Consider the following 19,679-nt stretch of genomic DNA (forward strand, 5'->3'; position numbering starts at 1 on the left):
CGAACCGATGCCCGGGGCCACCGGAGACGGATCCGCCGTGCCCGCGGAGCTGACAGAGCTGGCGACCGCCCACGGCGTGCAGTGCGAGTACACGGACCACGACGGCGTCGAGCAGCAGGTCAGCTCCTCGACGCTCGTCGCGGTGCTGGAGGCGCTCGGCGTCCAGGCGTCGACCCCGGGGGCCGTCACGGCCAGCCTGGAGCGGGCCCGCGACGACGAGTGGCGCACGATGCTCCCGCCCACGGTCGTCGCGCGGGAGGGCACCGAGGTACAGGTCGCGGTGCACGTGGCCGACGGCGCGGACGTGACCGCGTGGGTCGAGCTGGAGCAGACCGAGACGCCCGCGGTGCCGGCCAGCGCCACGCCCTGGCGGGTGGCGGCGCCCGGCGCCACGACCGCGACGGGCTCGTTCGCCACGGTCCGGGGCACGCGCGTGCCGCTGCGCCAGGCCGACGTCTACACCGAGCCGCGCACCGTGGACAGCCGCAAGGTGGGCCGGGCGACGTTCACGCTCCCGGACACGCTGCCGCTCGGCTGGCACACGCTGCACGCCGAGTCGGGCGGGCAGACGGCCAAGGCCACGCTCGTCGTGACCCCGGCCCGGTTGGAGCTGCGCAAGAAGATCGCCCGCAAGCAGGCCTGGGGCTTCATGGTCCAGCTCTACTCGGTGCGCTCCCGCGACTCCTGGGGCATGGGCGACCTCGCCGACCTGGGCGACCTCGCCTGGCAGACGGCGCACAACGGCGGGGCCGACTTCGTGGCGGTCAACCCGCTGCATGCCACCGAGCCGGTGCTGCCGGTGACCCCGAGCCCCTACCTGCCGACCTCTCGGCGCTTCATGTCGCCGCTGTACATCCGGGTCGAGGACATCCGTGAGACGGCGTACCTCTCCGCCGCGGACCGCTCACTCGTCGAGTGGGCCGCCGAGCCCGTCCGGGAGCTGTCCGAGGACTCCGGCCCGATCGACCGCGACGCGATCTGGGAGGCCAAGAAGGCCGCGCTCGAGGTCGTGTACACCGCGCCCCGCTCGGCGGCCCGCCAGACCGCCTTCGACGAGTTCGTGCTGGCTCAGGGCCGAGGCCTGGTCGACTTCGCGACCTGGTGCGCCATCAAGGAGCACCTCGACGGCCGCGACTGGCCCGTCGAGCTCGCCGACCCGGGCTCGTCCGGCGTCCAGACGCTGCGCAACGCGCTCTCCGACCGCGTGCAGTTCTACTGCTGGCTGCAGTGGGTGGCCGACGAGCAGCTGCGCGCGGCGCACCGCGCCGGCCTCGACGCGGGCATGCGGATGGGCGTGTTCAAGGACCTCGCCGTCGGCTCGTCCCCGGACGGCGCCGACGCCTGGGCGGACGCCGCCGTCCTCGCCCGGGGCGTGTCCGTGGGCGCCCCGCCGGACATGTACAACCAGCAGGGCCAGAACTGGTCCCAGCCGCCGTGGCACCCGCGCGCGCTCGCGAAGGTGGGCTACGCGCCCTACCGCGAGATGCTGCGCACCGTCCTGCGGCACTGCGGCGGCCTGCGCGTGGACCACATCCTCGGGCTCTTCCGGCTCTGGTGGATCCCGGGCGGGGCGCGCGCGTCGGCCGGCGCGTACGTCACCTACGACCACGAGGCGCTCATCGGCATCCTGTGCCTGGAGGCGCACCGCGCCGGGGTCGCCGTCGTCGGCGAGGACCTCGGCACGTTCGAGCCGTGGATCCGGGACTACCTCGCCGAGCGCGGCATCCTCGGCACGTCCGTGCTGCTCTTCGAGCGGGACGCCGACGGGGTGCCGGTCGAGCCGGAGGCCTACCGCGCCCAGGCCCTGGCCACCGTCACCACGCACGACCTGCCGCCCACCGCGGGCTACCTCGCGGGCGAGCACGTGGACCTGCGCGAACGCCTCGGGCTGCTCACGGAGGACGCGACGGTCCTGCGCGGGCGCGCCCGGCAGGAGCGCGAGTCGCTGGTCGAGGCGCTCTCCCGGCGCGGCCTGACGACGTTCGACCCCTCGGAGCGCGAGCTGGTCGAGGGCCTGCACCGCTACCTCAAGGACACGCCGGCGGCGCTGGTGGGGGTGTCGCTGGCCGACGCCGTGGGCGAGCGCCGGGCGCAGAACCAGCCCGGCACCGACTCCGAGTACCCGAACTGGCGGGTGCCGCTGGCGGACTCGGCGGGGACCGTCGTGCTGCTGGAGGACCTGTTCAGCAACGCCCGCCTGCGCTCGCTCGTCACGGTGATGAACGAGGAGCCGCCGGCATAACCCGCCGTGGCGACAGTGCTGGTCGAGCTTGTCGAGACGCGGGTCCCGACAAGCTCGACCAGCACCGAGCGAGGGTCAGGCCTGCCCGATGCCCGCGCGGGCGATCGAGAAGCCGCTGCCGGTGGCGTCGGCAACGCAGGTCATGCCGGTCTTGGCGCTGGTGCACGTGAACCCGTGCGCAGACTTCGACTGGCCGTAGTCCACGATGGCGGTGTCCTGCGGCGCCTTCTTGGGCTGCTCCTGCTTGCTTACGCACGGCTGCGTCACGTTGCCGGTCGGGTCGACCTTCGCGACGTAGCCGGACGCGCCGCCGCACGAGGCGTCCGGGGCGGGCTTCTGCTTGAGCTCCGCGATGCCGCACGTCGCGGCCTCGGCGGAGATCGTGCAGGTGATGTTGAGCGACGGCGCGGCGAAGGTCTCGACCCCGGCCCCGCCGTCGGTCTCCAGGCCTTCCTCGGCCTCCGGCTCGGTCGACTGCTCGGCGCTCGGGGACTGGCCGCCGGTCGCGGAGGTGTCGGGGGAGCCGAGCAGGTTCACGGCGAACACGATAGCGGCGATCACGAGCAGCACGTCCAGGGCGATGAACGCGATCCAGCCGGGGCTGAGCTTCTTGCGCTCGGGCTCCTGCTGGTAGCCGCCCGGCTGCCCGGCGTAGACCGGCTGGCCGTACTGGTCGTAGCCCTGCGGCTGGTACTGCGTGGGCTGCTGCTGGTACTGGCCCCCCTGCTGGTACTGCCCCTGCGGCTGGTACTGGCCGGGCTGCTGCTGGTAGCCGCCCGGCTGCGCGTACCCCTGCTGCTGGTACTGCTCGGGGTAGTACTGCTGCTGCATCGTCGGGTCGCCGCCGCGCTGCACGGACTGCACCATGGGAGCGCCCGGCGCCGCGGGCGCGGGGGTGACGGCCTGGGCGAACTGGTTGGTCGGCGAGATGGCGGGCGGCTTGCGCGTCGCCGCCGAGACACGCTGCACCGGCGCCTGCTGGACGGGCGTCGGCATGGTGGCGGGGTGCTGCTCCTGGAGGGGAGCCGTGGGCTCCTCGTCAGGGCTGCCGCCCGGTGGCGGTGGCGGTGGCGGCACAGTGCCGGACATCGGGCAACTCCTCAGCTCAAATCGGTCGGTCTGGGCGACCGCGGTCGATCGTACACAAAGGCGTTACTCGCTGTTACTCCTGCGTGGCATGATCGACGAGTCGTCGCAGGTAGTTCACAGACCGGACGAGAAGCCAACCGATAAAGCGCGCCATTCGGACGCGCGGGGTGCCGCTCGGCGCCCATGAGCAGACAGACGTGGAGGGCCCGTGCCCGGAGAGAACCTGACCCGCGCCGAGGCGGTCGAACGCGCCGGCGTCGTCGCGGTCGAGTCGTACGAGATCGCGCTGGACCTGACCACCGGTCCGGACACCTTCGTGTCCGCCACGACGCTGCGTTTCACCGCGACCGAGGGTGCCGCGACCTTCGTCGACCTGGTCGCACCGGCCGTGCGGTCCGTGACGCTGAACGGCCGCGAGCTGGACCCCGCCGTCGTGTTCGCCGACTCGCGGATCGCCCTGGACGGGCTGGCCGCGGACAACGAGCTCGTGGTCGTCGCCGACTGCGGCTATACGAACACCGGCGAAGGCCTGCACCGCTTCGTGGACCCCGTGGACGGCGAGGTGTACCTCTATACCCAGTTCGAGGTGCCGGACGCGCGCCGGGTGTTCGCCTGCTTCGAGCAGCCCGACCTCAAGGCCACGTTCCAGTTCACGGTCACCGCGCCCGCCGCGTGGGAGGTCGTGAGCAACGAGCCGACGCCGGAGCCGGCACCCGCGCAGCACGCCACCGAGCCCGGTGTCGAGGCCGCGACCTGGACGTTCGAGCCCACGGGTCGTATCTCGACGTACATCACGGCGCTCGTCGCGGGCCCGTACGCGGTGGTCCGCTCGTCGCTGACGTCGTCGGACGGCCGGGAGATCCCGCTGGGCGCGTTCTGCCGCAAGTCGCTCTCCGCGCACTTCGATGCCGACTACATCTTCGAGAAGACCCGCCAGGGCTTCGAGTTCTACGAGTCCACGTTCGGCGTGCCGTACCCGTTCACCAAGTACGACCAGCTGTTCGTGCCCGAGTACAACATGGGCGCGATGGAGAACGCGGGCTGCGTGACCTTCACGGAGTCGTACGTCTTCCGCTCCAAGGTGACCGAGGCCGTGCGTGAGCGCCGCGTCGTGACGATCCTGCACGAGCTGGCGCACATGTGGTTCGGCGACCTGGTCACCATGAAGTGGTGGAACGACCTGTGGCTCAACGAGTCGTTCGCCGAGTACGCCTCCACGCTCGCCACCGCCGAGGCCACCGAGTTCGAGGCGGCCTGGACCACATTCTCCGCGATGGAGAAGTCGTGGGCGTACAAGCAGGACCAGCTGCCGTCCACGCACCCGATCGTCGCCGAGATCAAGGACCTGGAGGACGTCCAGGTCAACTTCGACGGCATCACGTACGCCAAGGGCGCCTCGGTGCTCAAGCAGCTCGTGGCCTGGGTGGGCCGCGACGCGTTCATCGCGGGCGTGTCCGCCTACTTCGGCAAGCACGCGTGGGGCAACACCGAGCTGCCCGACCTGCTCACCGAGCTCGAGGCCACCAGCGGCCGCGACCTCAAGGCATGGTCCAAGCTCTGGCTCGAGACGGCCGGCGTCAACACGCTGCGCCCGATCATCGAGACGGACAGCCACGGCCGCATCATGTCGTTCGTCGTGGAGCAGACGGCGCCCGCCGAGTGGCCCACCATCCGCCCGCACCGCCTCGGCATCGGCTTCTACAGCCTGTCCGACGGCGGCGAGCTGGTGCGCACCCGGTTCGTCGAGGTCGACGTCGACGGACCCCGTACGGACGTCAAGGAGCTCGTGGAGCTCGACCGCCCGGCGCTCGTGCTGCTCAACGACCAGGACCTCGCCTACGCGAAGATCCGCCTCGACGCCGAGTCGCTCCGCGTCGCGCTGGAGCACCTGGCCGACATCACCGACCCGCTTGCCCGGTCCCTGGTATGGGGTTCGGTCTGGGACGCGGTGCGTGACGGCGAGGTGCCCGCGTCCGACTACGTGCGGCTCGTGCTGGGTGGTATCGCCGGCGAGACCGAGTCCACGACGCTGCGCACCACGCTCAACCAGATGGTGCTGGCCGCGAAGCAGTTCGTGGCGCCGTCGGCCCGGGCGGAGACGCTCGCAGGCGTGGGCGACACGCTCTGGTCGCTGGTGGGCGACGCCGAGGCCGGCTCGGACACCCAGTTCCAGCTCGTGAAGTTCTTCGCGCACGTGGCCTCGACGCCCGCGCACGTCGCGACGCTGTCCGGCCTGCTGGACGGGTCCGTCGCGCTCGACGGCCTGGAGATCGACACCGACCTGCGCTGGGAGCTGCTGGAGGGTCTCGTGCTCAACGGCGCCGCCGGCGACGCGGAGATCGACACCACGCTGGCCGCCGACGACACCGCCACGGGCCGGCAGTCCGCGGCCCGTGCGCGGGCCGCCAAGCCGACGGTCGAGGGCAAGCTCGCCGCCCTGTCCTCGGTGGTCGACGCCGCCGACGTGCCGAACGCGATCATCCGGAACACCGGCCTCGGGTTCCTGCACGTCAACGACCCGGCCCCGCTGGCCGACGTCGTGCAGCCGTACCTGGATGCCGTGCTCAAGGTGTGGGACGAGCGCAGCTACCACATCGCCGAGGAGATCATCGAGGGCTTCTACCCGGCCCCGCTGGCGTCGGCGGAGCTGCGCGACGCGACGAGGGCCTGGCTGGAGACGAACGCGGACGCGGCCCCGGCGCTGCGCCGTCTGGTCGTCGAGGCCCTCGCGGGTACCGAGCGCGCGCTGAAGGCCCAGGCCAAGGACGCCTGACGGGGGCGGCCGGGCCGCACACCTTTGAGGCCTAAGTTTCTTCGCTTTGACCCAGCTCAAAGCGAAGAAACTTAGGCCTCAAAGGTCAGGGGCGACTACCAGATGCGGACCCGGTCCTCCGGGGCCAGGTACAGCGCGTCGCCCGGCTTGACGTCGTAGGTGGCGTAGAACTCGTCCACGTTGCTCACCACGCCGTTGCAGCGGAACTCGTTGGGGGAGTGGGGGTCCGTCGCCAGACGGCGCAGCACCTCCTCGTCGCGGCCCTTGGACTGCCACACCTGGGCCCAGCCGAGGAAGATCCGCTCCAGGGCGGTGAGCCCGTCCACGACGGGCGCCTCGTCCAGCGGCTTGCCGAGCGCGATCCGGTAGGCCTTGATCGCGATCGACAGGCCACCCAGGTCGCCGATGTTCTCGCCGATCGTCAGGCTGCCGTTCACGTGTGCCTCGGCGGCGCTCTCGCCGTCGCCCTCGCCCTCCCCGGAGGCCTCGGAGGCCTCGGAGCCGACGGCGGACGCCGCGAGCTGTGCCGGCCGGAACGCGTCGTACTGCGCGATCAGCGCGCTCGTGCGCTTCTCGAACTCGGCGCGGTCGGTGTCGGTCCACCAGTCCTCGAGGCGGCCGTCGCCGTCGTACTTGGAGCCCTGGTCGTCGAACCCGTGACCGATCTCGTGCCCGATGACGCCGCCGATGCCGCCGAAGTTCACGGCGTCGTCGGCCTCCGGGTCGAAGAACGGGGGCTGCAGGATCGCCGCGGGGAAGACGATCTCGTTCATGCCCGGGTTGTAGTAGGCGTTGACGGTCTGCGGCGTCATGAACCACTCGTCGCGGTCCAGCGGCTTGCCGATCTTGGCGAGCTCGAAGTCCTGGTCGAACGCGTTGGACCGGCGCACGTTGCCGACCACGTCGGCGGCGTCGACCTCCAGGCCGGAGTAGTCGCGCCAGCGCACCGGGTAGCCCACCTTGGGCGTGAACTTCTCGAGCTTGGTCAGCGCCTTCGCCTTGGTCTCGTCGGTCATCCAGTCGAGCCCCTCGATGGACTCCCGGTAGGCCGCGACGAGCGCGTCCACGAGCCGGTCCATCTTCGCCTTGTGCGCCGGCGGGAAGTGCCGCGCGACGTACTCCGAGCCCACGACCTCGCCCAGCGCTCCCTCCACGAGGGCCACGCCGCGCTTCCAGCGCTCGCGCACCTCCTGCGCGCCGGTCAGGGTACGGCCGTAGAAGTCGAAGTTGGCCTCGACGATGTCGTCGGTCAGGTACGGCGCCCGCGCGCTGACCACGTGGTACGTCATCCACAGCTGCCAGTCGAGCAGCGACAGCTCGCTCCACAGGGCGGCGAACCCGGTCGCGAAGTCGGGCTCGCGGACCACGATGTCGTCGAACGCGCCGGACGGGACGCCCAGGGACTCGGCCCAGGCCACCCAGTCGAAGCCCGGCGCGGACTCGACCAGGGCGGACAGCGTCATCGGGTTGTAGGTCAGCGTCGCGTCACGGTCGCGCACCACGTCCCAGTGGTGGCCGGCGAGCCGCTTCTCGACCTCGTACACGCGCTGGGCGGCGTCGTCGGCCGTGATGCCCCACGTCTCGTGGACCGGCGTGAAGCGCAGCATCCGGGCCACGTGCGGCACGTACTTCTTGCGCAGCGCCGCGTACTGCTCCTCGCGGTAGTACGCCTCGTCGGGCAGGCCGAGCCCGGACTGCCGCAGGTACACGACGTACTTCTCGGGGTCGGTCGCGTCGTTGTCCACCCAGAAGCGGACGCCGGCCGCGCCGCCCGTGCGCTGCAGCGTGCCGAGCGCCCGGGTCAGGACCGCGGCGTCGGCGGCGTCGCGGATGAGCGCGAAGTCCTCGTCCAGGGGCGTCGTCCCGAGCTCGGCGATGCGCTCGGTGTCCATGAAGCTCGCGTACAGGTCGCCGATCTGGGACCCGGTGGGCGCGTCCTGGATGATCTCGCGGACGTGCACCTCGGCCTGGTCGTAGAGGTCGCGGAAGGCGCCGTCCATCGCACGGTCGGCGGGGATCTCGTGGGAGTCGATCCACCGCCCGTTGACGTGTCGGTACAGGTCGTCCTGCGGGCGGGTGGCGGGGTCGAGTGCGTCGAGGTCGATTCCCGACGTGGGTCCTGTGGCATCGCTCGTCATTGCGCCAGCGTACGCAACACGGACCCCCGGCATGAGGGAAGATGGGGCCATGCGTCTCCACATCGCCGCCGACCACGCCGGGTACGACCTCAAGCAGCACCTGGTGCAGCACCTCACCGCAGCCGGGCACGACGTCACCGACCACGGCGCCCACGAGCTCGACCCCCTGGACGACTACCCCGCGTTCTGCCTCTCCGCCGGTGAGGCCGTCGTCGCCGAGCCGGGCTCGCTCGGCATCGTGATCGGTGGCTCGGGCAACGGCGAGCAGATCGCCGCGAACAAGGTGACCGGCGTCCGTGCCGTGCTCGCCTGGTCGCTGGAGACGGCGAAGCTCGGCCGCCAGCACAACGACGCCAACGTGATCGCCGTCGGCGGGCGCATGCACACCGTGGAGGAGGCGACGTCGTTCGTCGAGGCCTTCGTGGCCGAGCCGTTCAGCGGCGACGCGCGGCACCAGCGCCGCATCGACCAGCTCGCCGAGTACGAGAGCAAGCGTGCCTGAGGGACACACCGTCCACCGCCTCGCGCGGACGTTCGACACCTTGTACGCCGGGCAGGTGCTCCGGGTGAGCAGCCCGCAGGGGCGGTTCGCCGACGGCGCCGGCGTGCTGGACGGCCGTCGCCTCGTGGTGAGCGAGGCGTGGGGCAAGCAGCTCTTCCTCGGCTTCGCGCCCGCCGACGTGTCAGACACGCAGGTCACCGGGCTGACCCGTGCCCCTGACACGTTGTGGCTGCGCACCCATCTCGGGCTGTACGGGGCGTGGACGTTCGCCGGGGCACCGGACGCCCCGGAGGTCGCGCACGCGATCGGCGCGCCCCGGCGCCGGATCGGCGAGCGCGACTCGCTGCCGTCGTCGGCCCCGTCCGTGTCAGACGTACGGATCACCTCTGTGACCCCTACGTCTGACACGTGGGACGTCCCGGAGCCACGCGGACAGGTACGGGTGCGCCTGCTCGGCGCGCACGCCGTCGCCGACCTCACCGGTCCCACGGCGTGCGAGGTGATCACGACCGACGAGAAGCAGTCCGTCGAGGCACGCCTGGGCCCCGATCCCATCCGGGACGACGGCGACCCCGCGGCCTTCGTGGCACGGGTCGGCCGGTCGCGGGTGACGATCGGGCAGCAGCTCATGGACCAGGCCGTGGTCGCCGGGGTGGGCAACATCTACCGCGCCGAGGCGCTGTTCCGCGCCGGCGTGGACCCGCTGCGGCCCGGGCGCGAGGTGCCGTCGGCCACCGTCCGTGCGATCTGGGACGACCTGGTCGTGCTGATGCGCGACGGCGCGGACCACGGCGCGATCGTCACCACGCGGCCGGAGGACCGGGGCCCAGCGGGCGGCCGGGGGCGCACCCGGCAGAACACCGACGGCGCCCCCGGCGCTGTGCCCGCCGACCAGGCCTTCTACGTGTACCACCGGGACGGGCTGCCGTGCCGGGTGTGCGGGTCGCCGGTGCTGGTCAAGGAGCTGGCGGGCCGCAACCTGTTCTGGTGCGGCACCTGCCAGACCTGAGGCCCGGTCAGAACACCCAGGACGCCCCCGGAGCGACCGGCCAGCCGAACGCGGCGCTCGCCCGCGCCAGCGCGCCCTGCCCCCGCCCGGGGTGCACGGTGACCAGCCCGGCCGCGGCGAGCGTCGCGAGCGACTTCCCGCCCAGGTAGGCGGCGCCCAGCTCGCGCACGTCGAGCGACAGCTCGGGCACCTCGGTCTCCGGGTCCAGCCGCTCCACCGACGCCGGTCCGAACGCCTCGGCCCGCAGCCGGTACACCCCGGCGTTCGCGGGCAGCCGGGTGTCCGTCACGGCGAGCGTGACGTCGACGTCGGCGGCGTACTGCCGACCCGCGAGGGCCGCGGGCACGTCGACCAGCCGCACCCACAGGTTGTCCGGGGTGCGCGGCGCCGCCGCGCGCAGGTTCACCAGGAGCTGCGTCACCACGTCGTCCACCGGCAGGATGAACGGGGACACCTCGTTCGTCAGGTCGAGGTCGAGCAGCGCGCCCCACAGGGCACGGGCCGCCGGGGCGTCCAGCGCCACGACCTCCCCGGCGCTCACCTGCCCGCGCGGGCCGGTCGGCTCCCAGCTGAGGTTCCGGCGGAACGTCACGTAGCCGCGAGGCTCGCCGTCGAGCTCGACGACGATGATGCGCCGCGACTCGCGCCCGCCGCGATGGATCAGGGCGTCGTCCCACAGGACGGCCTGCAGCTCCTCGGTCTCGCGCGTGACCCAGCCGGGCCGGTTCAGGCCCGGGACGCCGGCCGGCGCGGCGCCCGCCGCGCGGTGCAGCCGGTCCACGAGTGCGCCGTGGCGCTCGCGGGAGGCGACCTCGACCCGCACCGTGTGCCGCTCGGCTCCGGGCACGTCGCGCAGGGCCGCGCCGCGCGGGACGTCGAGGCGCAGGTCGTCGGCGGCGTGGCCGTAGCCGAACCGGCCGTAGATCGCGGCCTCGGCGGCGAACAGGGCGCTCAGCGGCTCGCCGCGCTCGACGGACCGCGCCAGGTGCAGGTCGATCATCGAGGTCAGCAGGCCGCGCCGGCGGTGCTGCGGGTGCACGCCCACCCAGGTCAGGCCCGCCGTCGGCAGCTCGGCGCCCGGCACGGGGAACCGCGCGAACGGGTAGGACGCATGCATCGCCACCAGGCCGTCGGCGCCGTCCGCCTCGATGCCGACCGTGCGTTCCCAGGTGAGCGGCGACGGGAGGGCGTCGAGGTCGGCGTGCGAGTGGCCCGTGGGGAAGGCCCAGGTGTCCAGCTCGGTCACGAGGCGCTGGTCGTCGGGGGTCAGCGTGCGCCAGCGGTACCCCGCCGGCAGGGCGATCTGGGGAAGTGCCATGAGTCGATCGTCGCACCAGCGGGCAAGCGGAATTCCGCCGGCCCGCCGTAGTGGAGTCAGCCGCCGCCGCGTCTACGATCGCACCCGTGAACCAGCCGTCGTCCGGACCCCCGCTCACCGACGTCGAGGAGTACGCCGCCGCCGTGCTCGACGCCGTCCGCAGCATCCCCTCCGGCCGCGCCATGACCTACGGGCTCATCGCGGAGATCGTCGGCGAGGAGCTCGGCCGCGGCGGCCCGCGTCAGGTCGGGAGCGTCCTGGCAGGCTCGGGCAGCAGGTACGCGCACCTCGTCCCGGACGGGGACGGCGGCCGGCCGGGGGAGGACGGCGGGCCGGCCGACGGCGAGGGCGTGCCCTGGTGGCGCGTGGTCAACGCCGCGGGCTCCCCGCCGCCGCACCACCTGACCGAAGCCCTGGACGCGCTGCGTGCCGAGGGCTGCCCGCTGTCCAAGGACGGCCGCCGTGTGAACCTCCGGCGCGCGGTCTGGTTCCCGGAGGACGACGAGCCGAACCACTGAGTGCCGGATGTCAGACCTTGGACGGGGCGACCCTCGCGAGGAGCGAGCCCGCCGTCGACCGGGCCCGCCCGGCCAGGGACGTGTCCTGCGTCGCGGCGAGCAGTGCGAGCATCGAGGCCGGGTCGCCCTGGACGAGCAGCGTCGTGATCGCGGTCTTCTCCCAGGTGGGCAGCTCGCGGCGGATCTTGTCGGCCGGACCGACCAGCGCGATCTCCTCGACGAGCTGCGTCGGCACGGCCGCGGCCGCCTCCTCCTTGCGCCCGGCGAGGTAGAGCTCCTGCACCTTGTCGAGCGGCTCCTTGTAGCCGAGCCGGTCGAGCGACTGCTTGTGGAAGTTCGCCTCCTTGGCTCCCATCCCACCCGCGTACAGCGCGATGTGCGGCCGGATGACGTCGGCGGCGGCCTCGACGTCGTCCCGCACGACCACGGGGACCGTGGCGCACACCTCGAACCGGTCGGCCGCAGAACGCTCCTCGGAGCGGACGTCGAAGCCCTCGGCCAGCAGCGCACGGAACTCGTCGTCCATGCGGGGCGCGTAGAAACCGGCCATCCAGCCGTCCGCGATCTCGGCGGCCAGCGCCACGTTCTTGGGCCCCTGCGCGGCCAGCACGATCGGGATCTCGGAGCGGAACGGGTGCACCGTCGGCTTGAGGGCCTTGCCCAGCCCGGTCGCGCCCTCGGCGTCGGCGGACAGCGGGAGCTGGTAGAACGACCCGTCGTGCGTCACGGGCGCCTCACGGCGCATGACCTGCCGCACGATGTCCACGTACTCGCGGGTCCGGGCCAGCGGCCGCTTGTACGGCTGCCCGTACCAGCCCTCGACCACCTGCGGGCCGGAGGCGCCCAGCCCGAGCACGAACCTGCCCCTGGACAGGTGGTCCATCGTCAGGGCCTGCATGGCGGTCGCCGTCGGCGTGCGGGCGGAGATCTGGGCGATGCCCGTGCCCAGTCGCACGTTCCGGGTGCGGGAGCCCCACCAGGCCAGGGGCGAGAAGGCGTCGGAACCGTAGGCCTCGGCGGTCCACACCGAGTCGAGGCCGAGCTTGTCGGCGGCCACGATGAACTGCTGGATGCCCTTCGGGGGCCTGCGGGACCAGTAACCGGTCTGGAATCCGATGCGCATGGGGTTCACCTCGTCGTGGGAACGGCTTACCTGGGACGGCGCGTCCCAGGTACTGCCTACACCCTACCGGTCCCGCGGCGGCCGTTGTGGTTACGGTGGTCCCGTGGCCACCTACGACGACGTCGCCCGGCTCGCCCTCGCGCTCCCCGAGACCTCCGAGGGCCTGAGCTACCGCCACCGTGCCTGGTCGGTCGGCACCAAGGCGTTCGCCTGGGAGCGCCCCTTCACCAAGGCAGACCTGAAGCGGTTCGGCGACGAGCCGGTGCCGGAGGGTCCGATCCTCGGCGTCCGGGTCGAGGATCTCGGGGAGAAGGAGGCGATCCTGGCGGAGGGCCGGCCGGGGTTCTTCACCATCGCGCACTTCGACGGCTTCGCCGGGATGCTGATCCAGCTCGACGCCATCGCCGACGCAGGGCTGCGTGAGGCCCTGGTCGACGCATGGCTCGCGGCGGCGCCACCGAAGCTGGCCCGGGAGCACGCGGACCGGCTGCGGTAGCCGTACTTCCCCGGCCCTGGCTCAGTCGTCCTGGGGCCCTGACCCGGGACGCGCTCGCTCCGCCATCGTGTTCAGCAGCGCTGCCGCCTCGGCGGCGCCGTCCACCGTGACCACGAACCCGCGGCCGCCGGTCCGGTCGACCGCAAGGGCCTCGCCCTTGCGCAGGACGACGCCGGTGCGGCCTGACCCGTCGAGCGCCACCCGCCAGCCCCAGCCGCCGTAGTCGCCCAACGGGTTCACCTGCGTGGCGGACGCGACCAGCACCTCGCCCGCGGGTATCCGGGTGCCGGGCCAGCCAAGCGTCGAGCGCACGGTGAGCCCGGAGCTGTCGACGCGGACCGTGAACGAGAGCATCGCCAGGAAGAGGAGCACGAGGATCGCGGGCACGACGAGCATCGCCCAGAACTGCGTCACCACGGTCAGCACCGCGCAGACGAGCGCCGCGCCGAGCTGGAGCGCCAGGCCTGTCGGGGTCGTGGTGGCCCGCCCGATCCACGCCGCCCGCTCGCCGGGCGCCAGCTCGGCCCTGGCCGCCCGGGAGTCGACGGGCTCCGTCGCGGGCAGGGGCCGGTCCGCGGGCACGAGCAGGGCGGCGACCACCGCCGGCACCGCCGGGCCGAGGAACGCGACGGCGAGCAGCCAGCCCGGCATCCAGGCCTCCGCGGCGTCGGCCAGCCCGCGCTGAGCCCACAGGCTGCCCGCCAGGATCGTGCCGATGAACCCGCCGATCCACACGTTCATGGCGACCGACAGGCGCCGCGTGCTCACGGCCCGGCCGCCGTAGAACCCGATCGCGGAGAACAGGGCGACGCAGGCCGCCCCCGTGCCGGCGAGCGCGGCGACGAAGGCGCCGAGGGGCATGAACCCGTCCGGCCCGCTGTCGGCGGACCAGTGCGTCGCCACCGGGTCGGGCAGGCTGTCCCGCCAGGAGAGCGCCACGCCCGCGGCCAGGGCGAGCAGGGACAGGCCGGCTAGGGCGCTGATCACGATCTGGCCTCGTCTGGTGTGCCCGAGCCGTCGGTGCAGCAGGATCCCGGTGGTCATCTCATCGCCTCCTTGACGAGGGTCGCTGTGGCGTCCGGTGACAGGTGTGCCGCCTTCGCGGCGCGGATCAGGTCGTCGATCGCCCGCTCGACGGCGGAGAGCTCGGCCTGTGCCCGCCCCGTGACGATCGCTCCCCGGCCGCGGCGCAGGTCGACAAGCCCTTCGTCGCGCAGCACCTGGTAGGCCTTCAGGACGGTGTGCACGTTGACCTCGAGTGCCTGCGCGAGCTCGCGCGCCCCGGGGAGTCGCTCGCCGTGTGCGAGCTCTCCCTTGGCGACCCCGATGCGCACTCGAGCCACGAGCTGCTCGAACAGCGGCTCGTCGCTCGTGGGATCGATCCGGAACATCATGAGCAGAATGCTACTTGATCTACTCCAACTAGAACAAGCGCTGCGAGCGAACGAGATCGTCCGGCTCCTGCGGTGCGTTCCGAGGCCGTTAGATCGAGTACTCGATGAGCTCCGACGGGTCCTCGTTGCGGGACCGCTCCGCGACCGGCGCCTTCGGCACCCGGACCCGCGCGGGGATGCCCACCGCGACGGCCCCGGCGGGCACGTCCTTGACGACGACGGCGTTGGCGCCGATCTGCGCGTCGTCGCCGATCCAGACGGGGCCGAGCACCTTCGCGCCGGCGCCCACGGTCACGCGGTCGCCGAGCGTGGGGTGGCGCTTGCCGCGGCTGAGCGACCGGCCGCCGAGGGTGACGCCGTGGTAGAGCATCACGTCGTCGCCCACCACGGCGGTCTCGCCGATCACCACGCCCATGCCGTGGTCGATGAACATCCGCTGCCCCAGCCGGGCGCCCGGGTGGATCTCGATCCCGGTCGCCGCCCGCGCGAGCTGCGAGAGCAGCCGCGCGGGCAGGCGCATCGCCGGGACCCGCCACAGGCGGTGCGCCGCGCGGTACGCCCAGAGGGCGTGCACGCCCGGGTAGGCGAGCGCGACCTCCAGCCGGGACCGCGCGGCCGGGTCGTGGGCGCGCGCGGCGTCGAGGTCGTCGGAAAGAACCCCGAGCAGCCCACGCCCCCGGGCCATCAGTCGACCAGGCCCTCGAACAGCGGCGTGGACAGGTAGCGCTCGCCGAAGTCGGGGATGATCACGACGATCGTCTTGCCCGCGTTCTCCGGGCGCTTCGCGACCTCCAGGGCCGCCGACAGCGCGGCGCCGGACGACGTGCCGACCAGCAGGCCCTCCTCCTTCGCGGCACGACGCGCGGCGTCGATCGCGGTGGCGAGGTTGACGTCGATGACCTCGTCGTAGACCTCGCGGTCCAGGATGTCGGGCACGAAGTTGGCGCCGATGCCCTGGATCTTGTGCGGCCCGGGCTGGCCGCCGTTCAGGATCGGCGACTCCTCGGGCTCCACCGCGATGACCTTGACCTCGGGCTTGCGCTCCTTGAGCACCTGGCCGACGCCGGTGATGGTGCCGCCCGTGCCGATGCCGGCCACGAGGATGTCGACCTCGCCGTCGGTGTCCGCCCAGATCTCCTCGGCGGTCGTGGCGCGGTGGATCGCCGGGTTGGCGGCGTTCGCGAACTGCCGGGCCAGCACGGCGCCCGGCCGCTCCTGCGCGATCCGCTCGGCTGCCGCGACGGCGCCCTTCATGCCCTCCGCACCCGGCGTGAGCACCAGCTCGGCGCCGTACGCGCGCAGCAGCGCGCGCCGCTCCTTGGACATGGTCTCCGGCATCGCCAGGACCACCTTGTAGCCACGGGCCGCGCCCACCCAGGCCAGGGCGATGCCCGTGTTGCCCGAGGTACCCTCGACGATCGTGCCGCCCTCCTTGAGCTCACCCGACTCCTCGGCGGCATCGATGATGGACACGCCGATGCGGTCCTTCACGGAGTTGGCGGGGTTGTAGAACTCGAGCTTGCCGAGAACCGTCGCCTCGAGTCCTTCGGTCAGCCGGTTGAGCTTGACGAGCGGGGTGTTTCCGATGAGCTTGGTCGCGTCGTCGTAGATGCGGGCCATTGTTCTTCCTTCGCTGGGTGGCGGGTCTGGCTTGGTTCGTGCGTTGCCCGACGTAGGCGTCCTGGTCGCGCGGGTGCGCGCCTCGGGGCCGGCGTCGAGCGTCTGGGGCAGGTGTCGGGGCCGGAGCGTCCCGCTGGCGACCCGGCCACGCGGGCGGTGCCGGCGCGGTCGGGTGCGTGCGGACGCTCTACAGACAGCCTCGGCGGCAGCAGCCGGTCACGCACATCGAGGGCGCGGCGACCGGGAGAAGACGGGTGGGGAGTGCGGAGCGCACGGTGCTCAAGACGTCCTCCCTGCGTGTGGCGGCCAAGGGGCCGCACGGCTGCGTGTTTCCGTGCCGAGTGGTTGGCTCGACTCGTGCAGGTTACGCGGGCGCGCACTGTGAGACAAGATCTGTCTCAGGTATCGATCGTGTCGATGCTTCGCGCTTGCTTGCCCCGCTCATGAGCGGGGCAAGCAAGCAGGTGAGCGATCAGGCGGCGGTCTGTCCCAGCCGGAGCGCCGTGGTGACCGGCATCCTCGCCGTACCGGACACGGAGCCGGGCGCGCCTGTCGCTCCGCCGATGTTGATGTCCGAGCACAGGTAGTAGGGCTGGTCGAGGTGGGACGCCTGCCAGATCGTGTACAGCACGGCGCGGCCGCTGTACCCGGTGAGGTCGACGTCGGTCTCGTACGTGCCCTGCGAGGGGTAGGGGTCGGTCTCCTGCACCAGGTCGAGGTCGTCCCAGCCGAGCGCCTCCGTGGTCGGGTCGAAGCTCGGCTTGGAGACGTAGATGCGCAGGTAGTCGGCGCCGTGCTGGGCCTGGTCGGTCAGGGTGAGGTGGAACTGCTGGGGCACGTCCTTGGCCACCCACTCTCCCGGGGTGTCGAGGTAGTCGTAGCGCGGTGACTGGGTGCGGCCGCCCGAGCAGAGCTGCCCGTCGGGGATGACGGCCTCGTGGTTGCCGCCGACGTTCTCCCGGTACAGCCCGTTCCAGTTCCACATGGCGTTGGGGTCGGCCTGCCAGGCGCCCCAGCACATGGGGTCGAGCTCGGCCATCTCGGGGTTGAGGTGGTCGCTGCCCCAGCGCTCGAAGCAGCCGTAGTTGCGGGTGGGCGGGTCGGTCACCGAGCCGTGGGCGGCAGCCGGCGCAGCCGTGACGGTGTCGGCCGCGACGACGGCGACCATGGCGAACGGCGCGGCGAGGGCCACGGCGACGGCGAACGTGAGACTGCGCGCGTGCGCACGGATGGACATGGGTTCCTCCAGGTGCTCGGGCGGGTGCGCCTGGCGGGGCCCGCCACGGCGCGTGCAGGAACCACTCTCCGGAGCGGGGACGGGCGAGACCACGGGGTGAAACGGTTAAGACCGCGACGCGGGCGCGCCGGTCTTCCTCGCCGGTCCTGCGCGGAGCGGCGCGTGCTGCTTATGGTCAGGACAACCGACCGCCCAGGAGGCACTCCATGGCTGCTCCCGACCTGCCCGCCGCGATCCAGGAGTTCATCGACGCGACCAACGCCGGCGATACCGAGCGCTTCGTCGCCACGTTCACCGACGACGCGTACCTGAACGACTGGGGGCGCGAGTTCCACGGACCGGACGGCATCCGGAGCTGGAACGAGACCGACAACATCGGGATGAAGAGCCACTTCGACCTGGTGTCCGTGGAGCCGGGCGACGGGCCCGACGCCTACACCGTCACCATCAAGGTGACGAGCAACAGGTTCAACGGGACCGGGCCGTTCAAGTTCGACCTGCGGGGTGGCAAGGTCGCGAGCCTCGTGCTGAGCTGACGCCGCTCAGCGTGCGTGGCTCAGCCGGTGCCGGCCGGGCCTCGACGGCCGAGCGGCCCAGCGCCTCAGCGTCGGACCGGGGGAGAACACGTCTGTCCGGGGTGTGTTGCTCTCAGTAGACATTGTCGACTCAGAGCAACACGGTCCAGGCGGGGAATCCCTCCGCGCGCTCGTCAGCAGGAAGCGCCCCGCCGCGGCGTGCGCGGGTCTCAGCGGGCCTCGAGGACGAAGAAGAGGAACGACACGAACGCCGTCCGCTCGCCGCTGGCGATGCGTGGCGGGAGGAGCTCGGGCGGGGTGTCCGGGGATGGCGCGGGTTCGGCCATGGAGGTGATGCTGAACCCCGCGGCGGCGAAGGCGTCGGACATCGCGTGCAGGGGGCGGTGCCAGAACGTCAGCGTCCCGGGCTGGCCCGCGAACTCGAACTCGTCCGTGAACTGCCGGGTACCGAAGTAGCCCTCGTCCGGGAAGAGGAAGGGCCGGGCGAGCGGGTGGTTCACCGAGAGGATGAGCCGGCCGCCGGGCTTGAGGACCCGGTGCAGCTCGGCCAGCGGCGGCTCCCAGTCCTCGAGGTAGTGCAGCACGAGGGAGGAGACGACGTCGTCGAAGGCGTCGTCCGCGTAGGGGAGCGGCTGGGCGAGGTCCGCGACGGTCAGCGGGACGTCGTCGCCGAGGCGGCGGCGTGCGATCTCGATCATCGCGGGGCTGCCGTCGAACCCGCTCATCTCGGCGCCGCGGTCGCGCAGCTCGGCGGACAGCGGCCCGGAGCCGCAGCCCGCGTCCAGGATCTTGCGGCCGCGCACGTCGCCCGCGAGGCGGATCATGGCCGGTCGTTCGTACCAGGCGTTGAGCAGGCTCCCGGAGTTCTCGGCGTCGTAGCTCGCCGCGAACTCGTCGTAGTGGTCGGCCTTCATCGGATCCCCTTCGCGCGACGGTCGGTGTCCTGCGGGACGCTATCGGCCGGGTTCACCGCGCGCTCCGCTCTCCCCCAAGAGCGCCGGGTATCTACCGGGCACGTTCACCAGATCGCGACCTCCGCGCCCAGCTCCAGGCCGTTCTGCGTGGCCCGGGCCGACGAGATCGCCACCTCGGTCTCGTCCTCCGGGAACGCCACGCCCTCGACGAGCTGGTCGAGCTGGTCGTTGCCGAGCTGATCGGCCACCGCGGCCAGGGGGAGCGAGATGCCCGCGAACTCGACCGTCTCGGCACGCAGCATCGCCCGGCCGTTCTCGGCGGTGACGGAGAGTGCGACGTCCACGTTCTGCTCGCTGCCCGCGATGGACAGCGGAACCCGCGCCACCAGGCCGCCGGACTGCGGTGTGACCTGCAGCTCCGGAAGCTCGGTGGCCGAGCGGGCCATGTCGGTGAGGGCCTCCGGGGAGACCTCCGCCCGCACGGTGGCCCGCCCGGTCGCCAGCTGCACGAGCGCGGGCGTGTCGTCGCGCTCCACCGTGACGCCCGCGGGCAGGTCCGCCTCAGCTGCTGCGATCCGGTCGTCGATCACACCGCGCAGCAGCACCTCGGCCGCCACGCCGAGCGCCACCAGCACGGCGACCACCGAGACCAGGACGACGATCCAGCGACGGCGGGGACGGCGGGGTGCGCTCGGCGGCGCGGCGGCGTTCGACGACATGCGCCCTATTCGACAGCATCGTCATGCCGGACTCATGGTGAACCGCTGGGC

18 protein-coding genes are annotated in these 19,679 nt (G+C 72.4%); 7 read left to right on the plus strand and 11 right to left on the minus strand.

The annotated features are described in order from the left end of the window. Positions 1-7 precede the first annotated feature (7 nt). On the plus strand, positions 8-2,242 hold the full coding sequence (gene malQ / locus ACH47X_RS00905; RefSeq protein WP_397401496.1) for a 4-alpha-glucanotransferase: 2,235 nt from the start codon (positions 8-10) through the stop codon (positions 2,240-2,242). Positions 2,243-2,317: 75 nt separating this feature from the next. Here malQ and ACH47X_RS00910 read toward each other — a convergent pair whose 3' ends face one another. Then, on the minus strand, positions 2,318-3,331 hold the full coding sequence (locus ACH47X_RS00910) for a hypothetical protein (protein ID WP_397400520.1): 1,014 nt from the start codon (positions 3,329-3,331) through the stop codon (positions 2,318-2,320). A gap of 208 nt (positions 3,332-3,539) precedes the next feature. Between ACH47X_RS00910 and pepN the strand changes: the two genes are divergently transcribed. Beyond that, on the plus strand, positions 3,540-6,104 hold the full coding sequence (pepN, locus tag ACH47X_RS00915) for an aminopeptidase N (RefSeq protein ID WP_397400522.1): 2,565 nt from the start codon (positions 3,540-3,542) through the stop codon (positions 6,102-6,104). 95 nt (positions 6,105-6,199) lie between these two features. Here the strand turns inward: pepN and ACH47X_RS00920 are convergent, their stop codons facing one another. Continuing rightward, on the minus strand, positions 6,200-8,242 hold the full coding sequence (locus ACH47X_RS00920; protein ID WP_397400524.1) for a M13 family metallopeptidase: 2,043 nt from the start codon (positions 8,240-8,242) through the stop codon (positions 6,200-6,202). A gap of 49 nt (positions 8,243-8,291) precedes the next feature. Here ACH47X_RS00920 and ACH47X_RS00925 point away from each other — a divergent pair, with 49 nt between their 5' ends. Beyond that, on the plus strand, positions 8,292-8,744 hold the full coding sequence (locus tag ACH47X_RS00925) for a ribose-5-phosphate isomerase (RefSeq protein ID WP_397400526.1): 453 nt from the start codon (positions 8,292-8,294) through the stop codon (positions 8,742-8,744). After that, the gene (locus ACH47X_RS00930; RefSeq protein ID WP_397400528.1) at positions 8,737-9,753 is read left to right on the plus strand and encodes an Fpg/Nei family DNA glycosylase; all 1,017 of its coding nucleotides are present in this window, start codon (positions 8,737-8,739) and stop codon (positions 9,751-9,753) included. Before ACH47X_RS00925 ends, ACH47X_RS00930 begins: the two co-directional genes overlap by 8 nt. Before the next feature lie 7 nt (positions 9,754-9,760). Here the strand turns inward: ACH47X_RS00930 and ACH47X_RS00935 are convergent, their stop codons facing one another. Then, a complete protein-coding gene (locus ACH47X_RS00935; RefSeq protein WP_397400530.1) occupies positions 9,761-11,071 on the minus strand; it encodes an enhanced intracellular survival protein Eis in 1,311 nt (436 codons plus the stop codon). 86 nt (positions 11,072-11,157) lie between these two features. Between ACH47X_RS00935 and ACH47X_RS00940 the strand changes: the two genes are divergently transcribed. Then, on the plus strand, positions 11,158-11,589 hold the full coding sequence (locus tag ACH47X_RS00940) for an MGMT family protein (RefSeq protein WP_397400532.1): 432 nt from the start codon (positions 11,158-11,160) through the stop codon (positions 11,587-11,589). A 10-nt stretch (positions 11,590-11,599) separates the two neighbouring features. On the opposite strand, the gene ACH47X_RS00945 is transcribed toward ACH47X_RS00940, so the two are convergent. Next, entirely contained in the window at positions 11,600-12,712 is a 1,113-nt protein-coding gene (locus ACH47X_RS00945) for an LLM class F420-dependent oxidoreductase (protein ID WP_397400534.1), read from the minus strand. 103 nt (positions 12,713-12,815) lie between these two features. Here ACH47X_RS00945 and ACH47X_RS00950 point away from each other — a divergent pair, with 103 nt between their 5' ends. Then, positions 12,816-13,208 (plus strand): MmcQ/YjbR family DNA-binding protein, encoded by a 393-nt coding sequence (locus tag ACH47X_RS00950; RefSeq protein WP_397400536.1) that lies wholly within the window; start codon positions 12,816-12,818, stop codon positions 13,206-13,208. Positions 13,209-13,229: 21 nt separating this feature from the next. On the opposite strand, the gene ACH47X_RS00955 is transcribed toward ACH47X_RS00950, so the two are convergent. From ACH47X_RS00955 to ACH47X_RS00975, 5 genes are all read right to left on the minus strand, one after another. Next, on the minus strand, positions 13,230-14,252 hold the full coding sequence (locus ACH47X_RS00955; RefSeq protein WP_397400538.1) for a DUF1648 domain-containing protein: 1,023 nt from the start codon (positions 14,250-14,252) through the stop codon (positions 13,230-13,232). Further along, positions 14,249-14,602, minus strand: coding sequence for a GntR family transcriptional regulator (locus tag ACH47X_RS00960; RefSeq protein ID WP_036966836.1), 354 nt, complete (start codon positions 14,600-14,602; stop codon positions 14,249-14,251). Before ACH47X_RS00960 ends, ACH47X_RS00955 begins: the two co-directional genes overlap by 4 nt. Before the next feature lie 88 nt (positions 14,603-14,690). Next, positions 14,691-15,287 carry a serine O-acetyltransferase EpsC gene (epsC, locus tag ACH47X_RS00965; protein ID WP_142033418.1) on the minus strand — a complete coding sequence of 199 codons (597 nt, stop codon included), beginning with the start codon at positions 15,285-15,287 and terminating at the stop codon, positions 14,691-14,693. Further along, entirely contained in the window at positions 15,287-16,222 is a 936-nt protein-coding gene (gene cysK, locus ACH47X_RS00970) for a cysteine synthase A (RefSeq protein WP_142033419.1), read from the minus strand. The genes epsC and cysK overlap by 1 nt, the downstream gene beginning before the upstream one ends. A 472-nt stretch (positions 16,223-16,694) precedes the next feature. Beyond that, on the minus strand, positions 16,695-17,459 hold the full coding sequence (locus tag ACH47X_RS00975; RefSeq protein WP_397400541.1) for a lytic polysaccharide monooxygenase auxiliary activity family 9 protein: 765 nt from the start codon (positions 17,457-17,459) through the stop codon (positions 16,695-16,697). A 206-nt stretch (positions 17,460-17,665) separates the two neighbouring features. Between ACH47X_RS00975 and ACH47X_RS00980 the strand changes: the two genes are divergently transcribed. Continuing rightward, complete coding sequence (locus ACH47X_RS00980) at positions 17,666-17,995, plus strand: nuclear transport factor 2 family protein (protein WP_397400543.1); 330 nt, start codon at positions 17,666-17,668, stop codon at positions 17,993-17,995. 209 nt (positions 17,996-18,204) lie between these two features. On the opposite strand, the gene ACH47X_RS00985 is transcribed toward ACH47X_RS00980, so the two are convergent. Next, positions 18,205-18,909, minus strand: a complete 705-nt coding sequence (locus ACH47X_RS00985) for a class I SAM-dependent methyltransferase (RefSeq protein ID WP_397400545.1) — start codon at positions 18,907-18,909, stop codon at positions 18,205-18,207. A 104-nt stretch (positions 18,910-19,013) separates the two neighbouring features. Beyond that, positions 19,014-19,628, minus strand: coding sequence for a hypothetical protein (locus tag ACH47X_RS00990; RefSeq protein ID WP_397400547.1), 615 nt, complete (start codon positions 19,626-19,628; stop codon positions 19,014-19,016). Positions 19,629-19,679 lie beyond the last annotated feature (51 nt).

It is taken from the genome of Promicromonospora kroppenstedtii, from assembly GCF_044389675.1.
Classification (GTDB): domain Bacteria; phylum Actinomycetota; class Actinomycetes; order Actinomycetales; family Cellulomonadaceae; genus Promicromonospora; species Promicromonospora kroppenstedtii.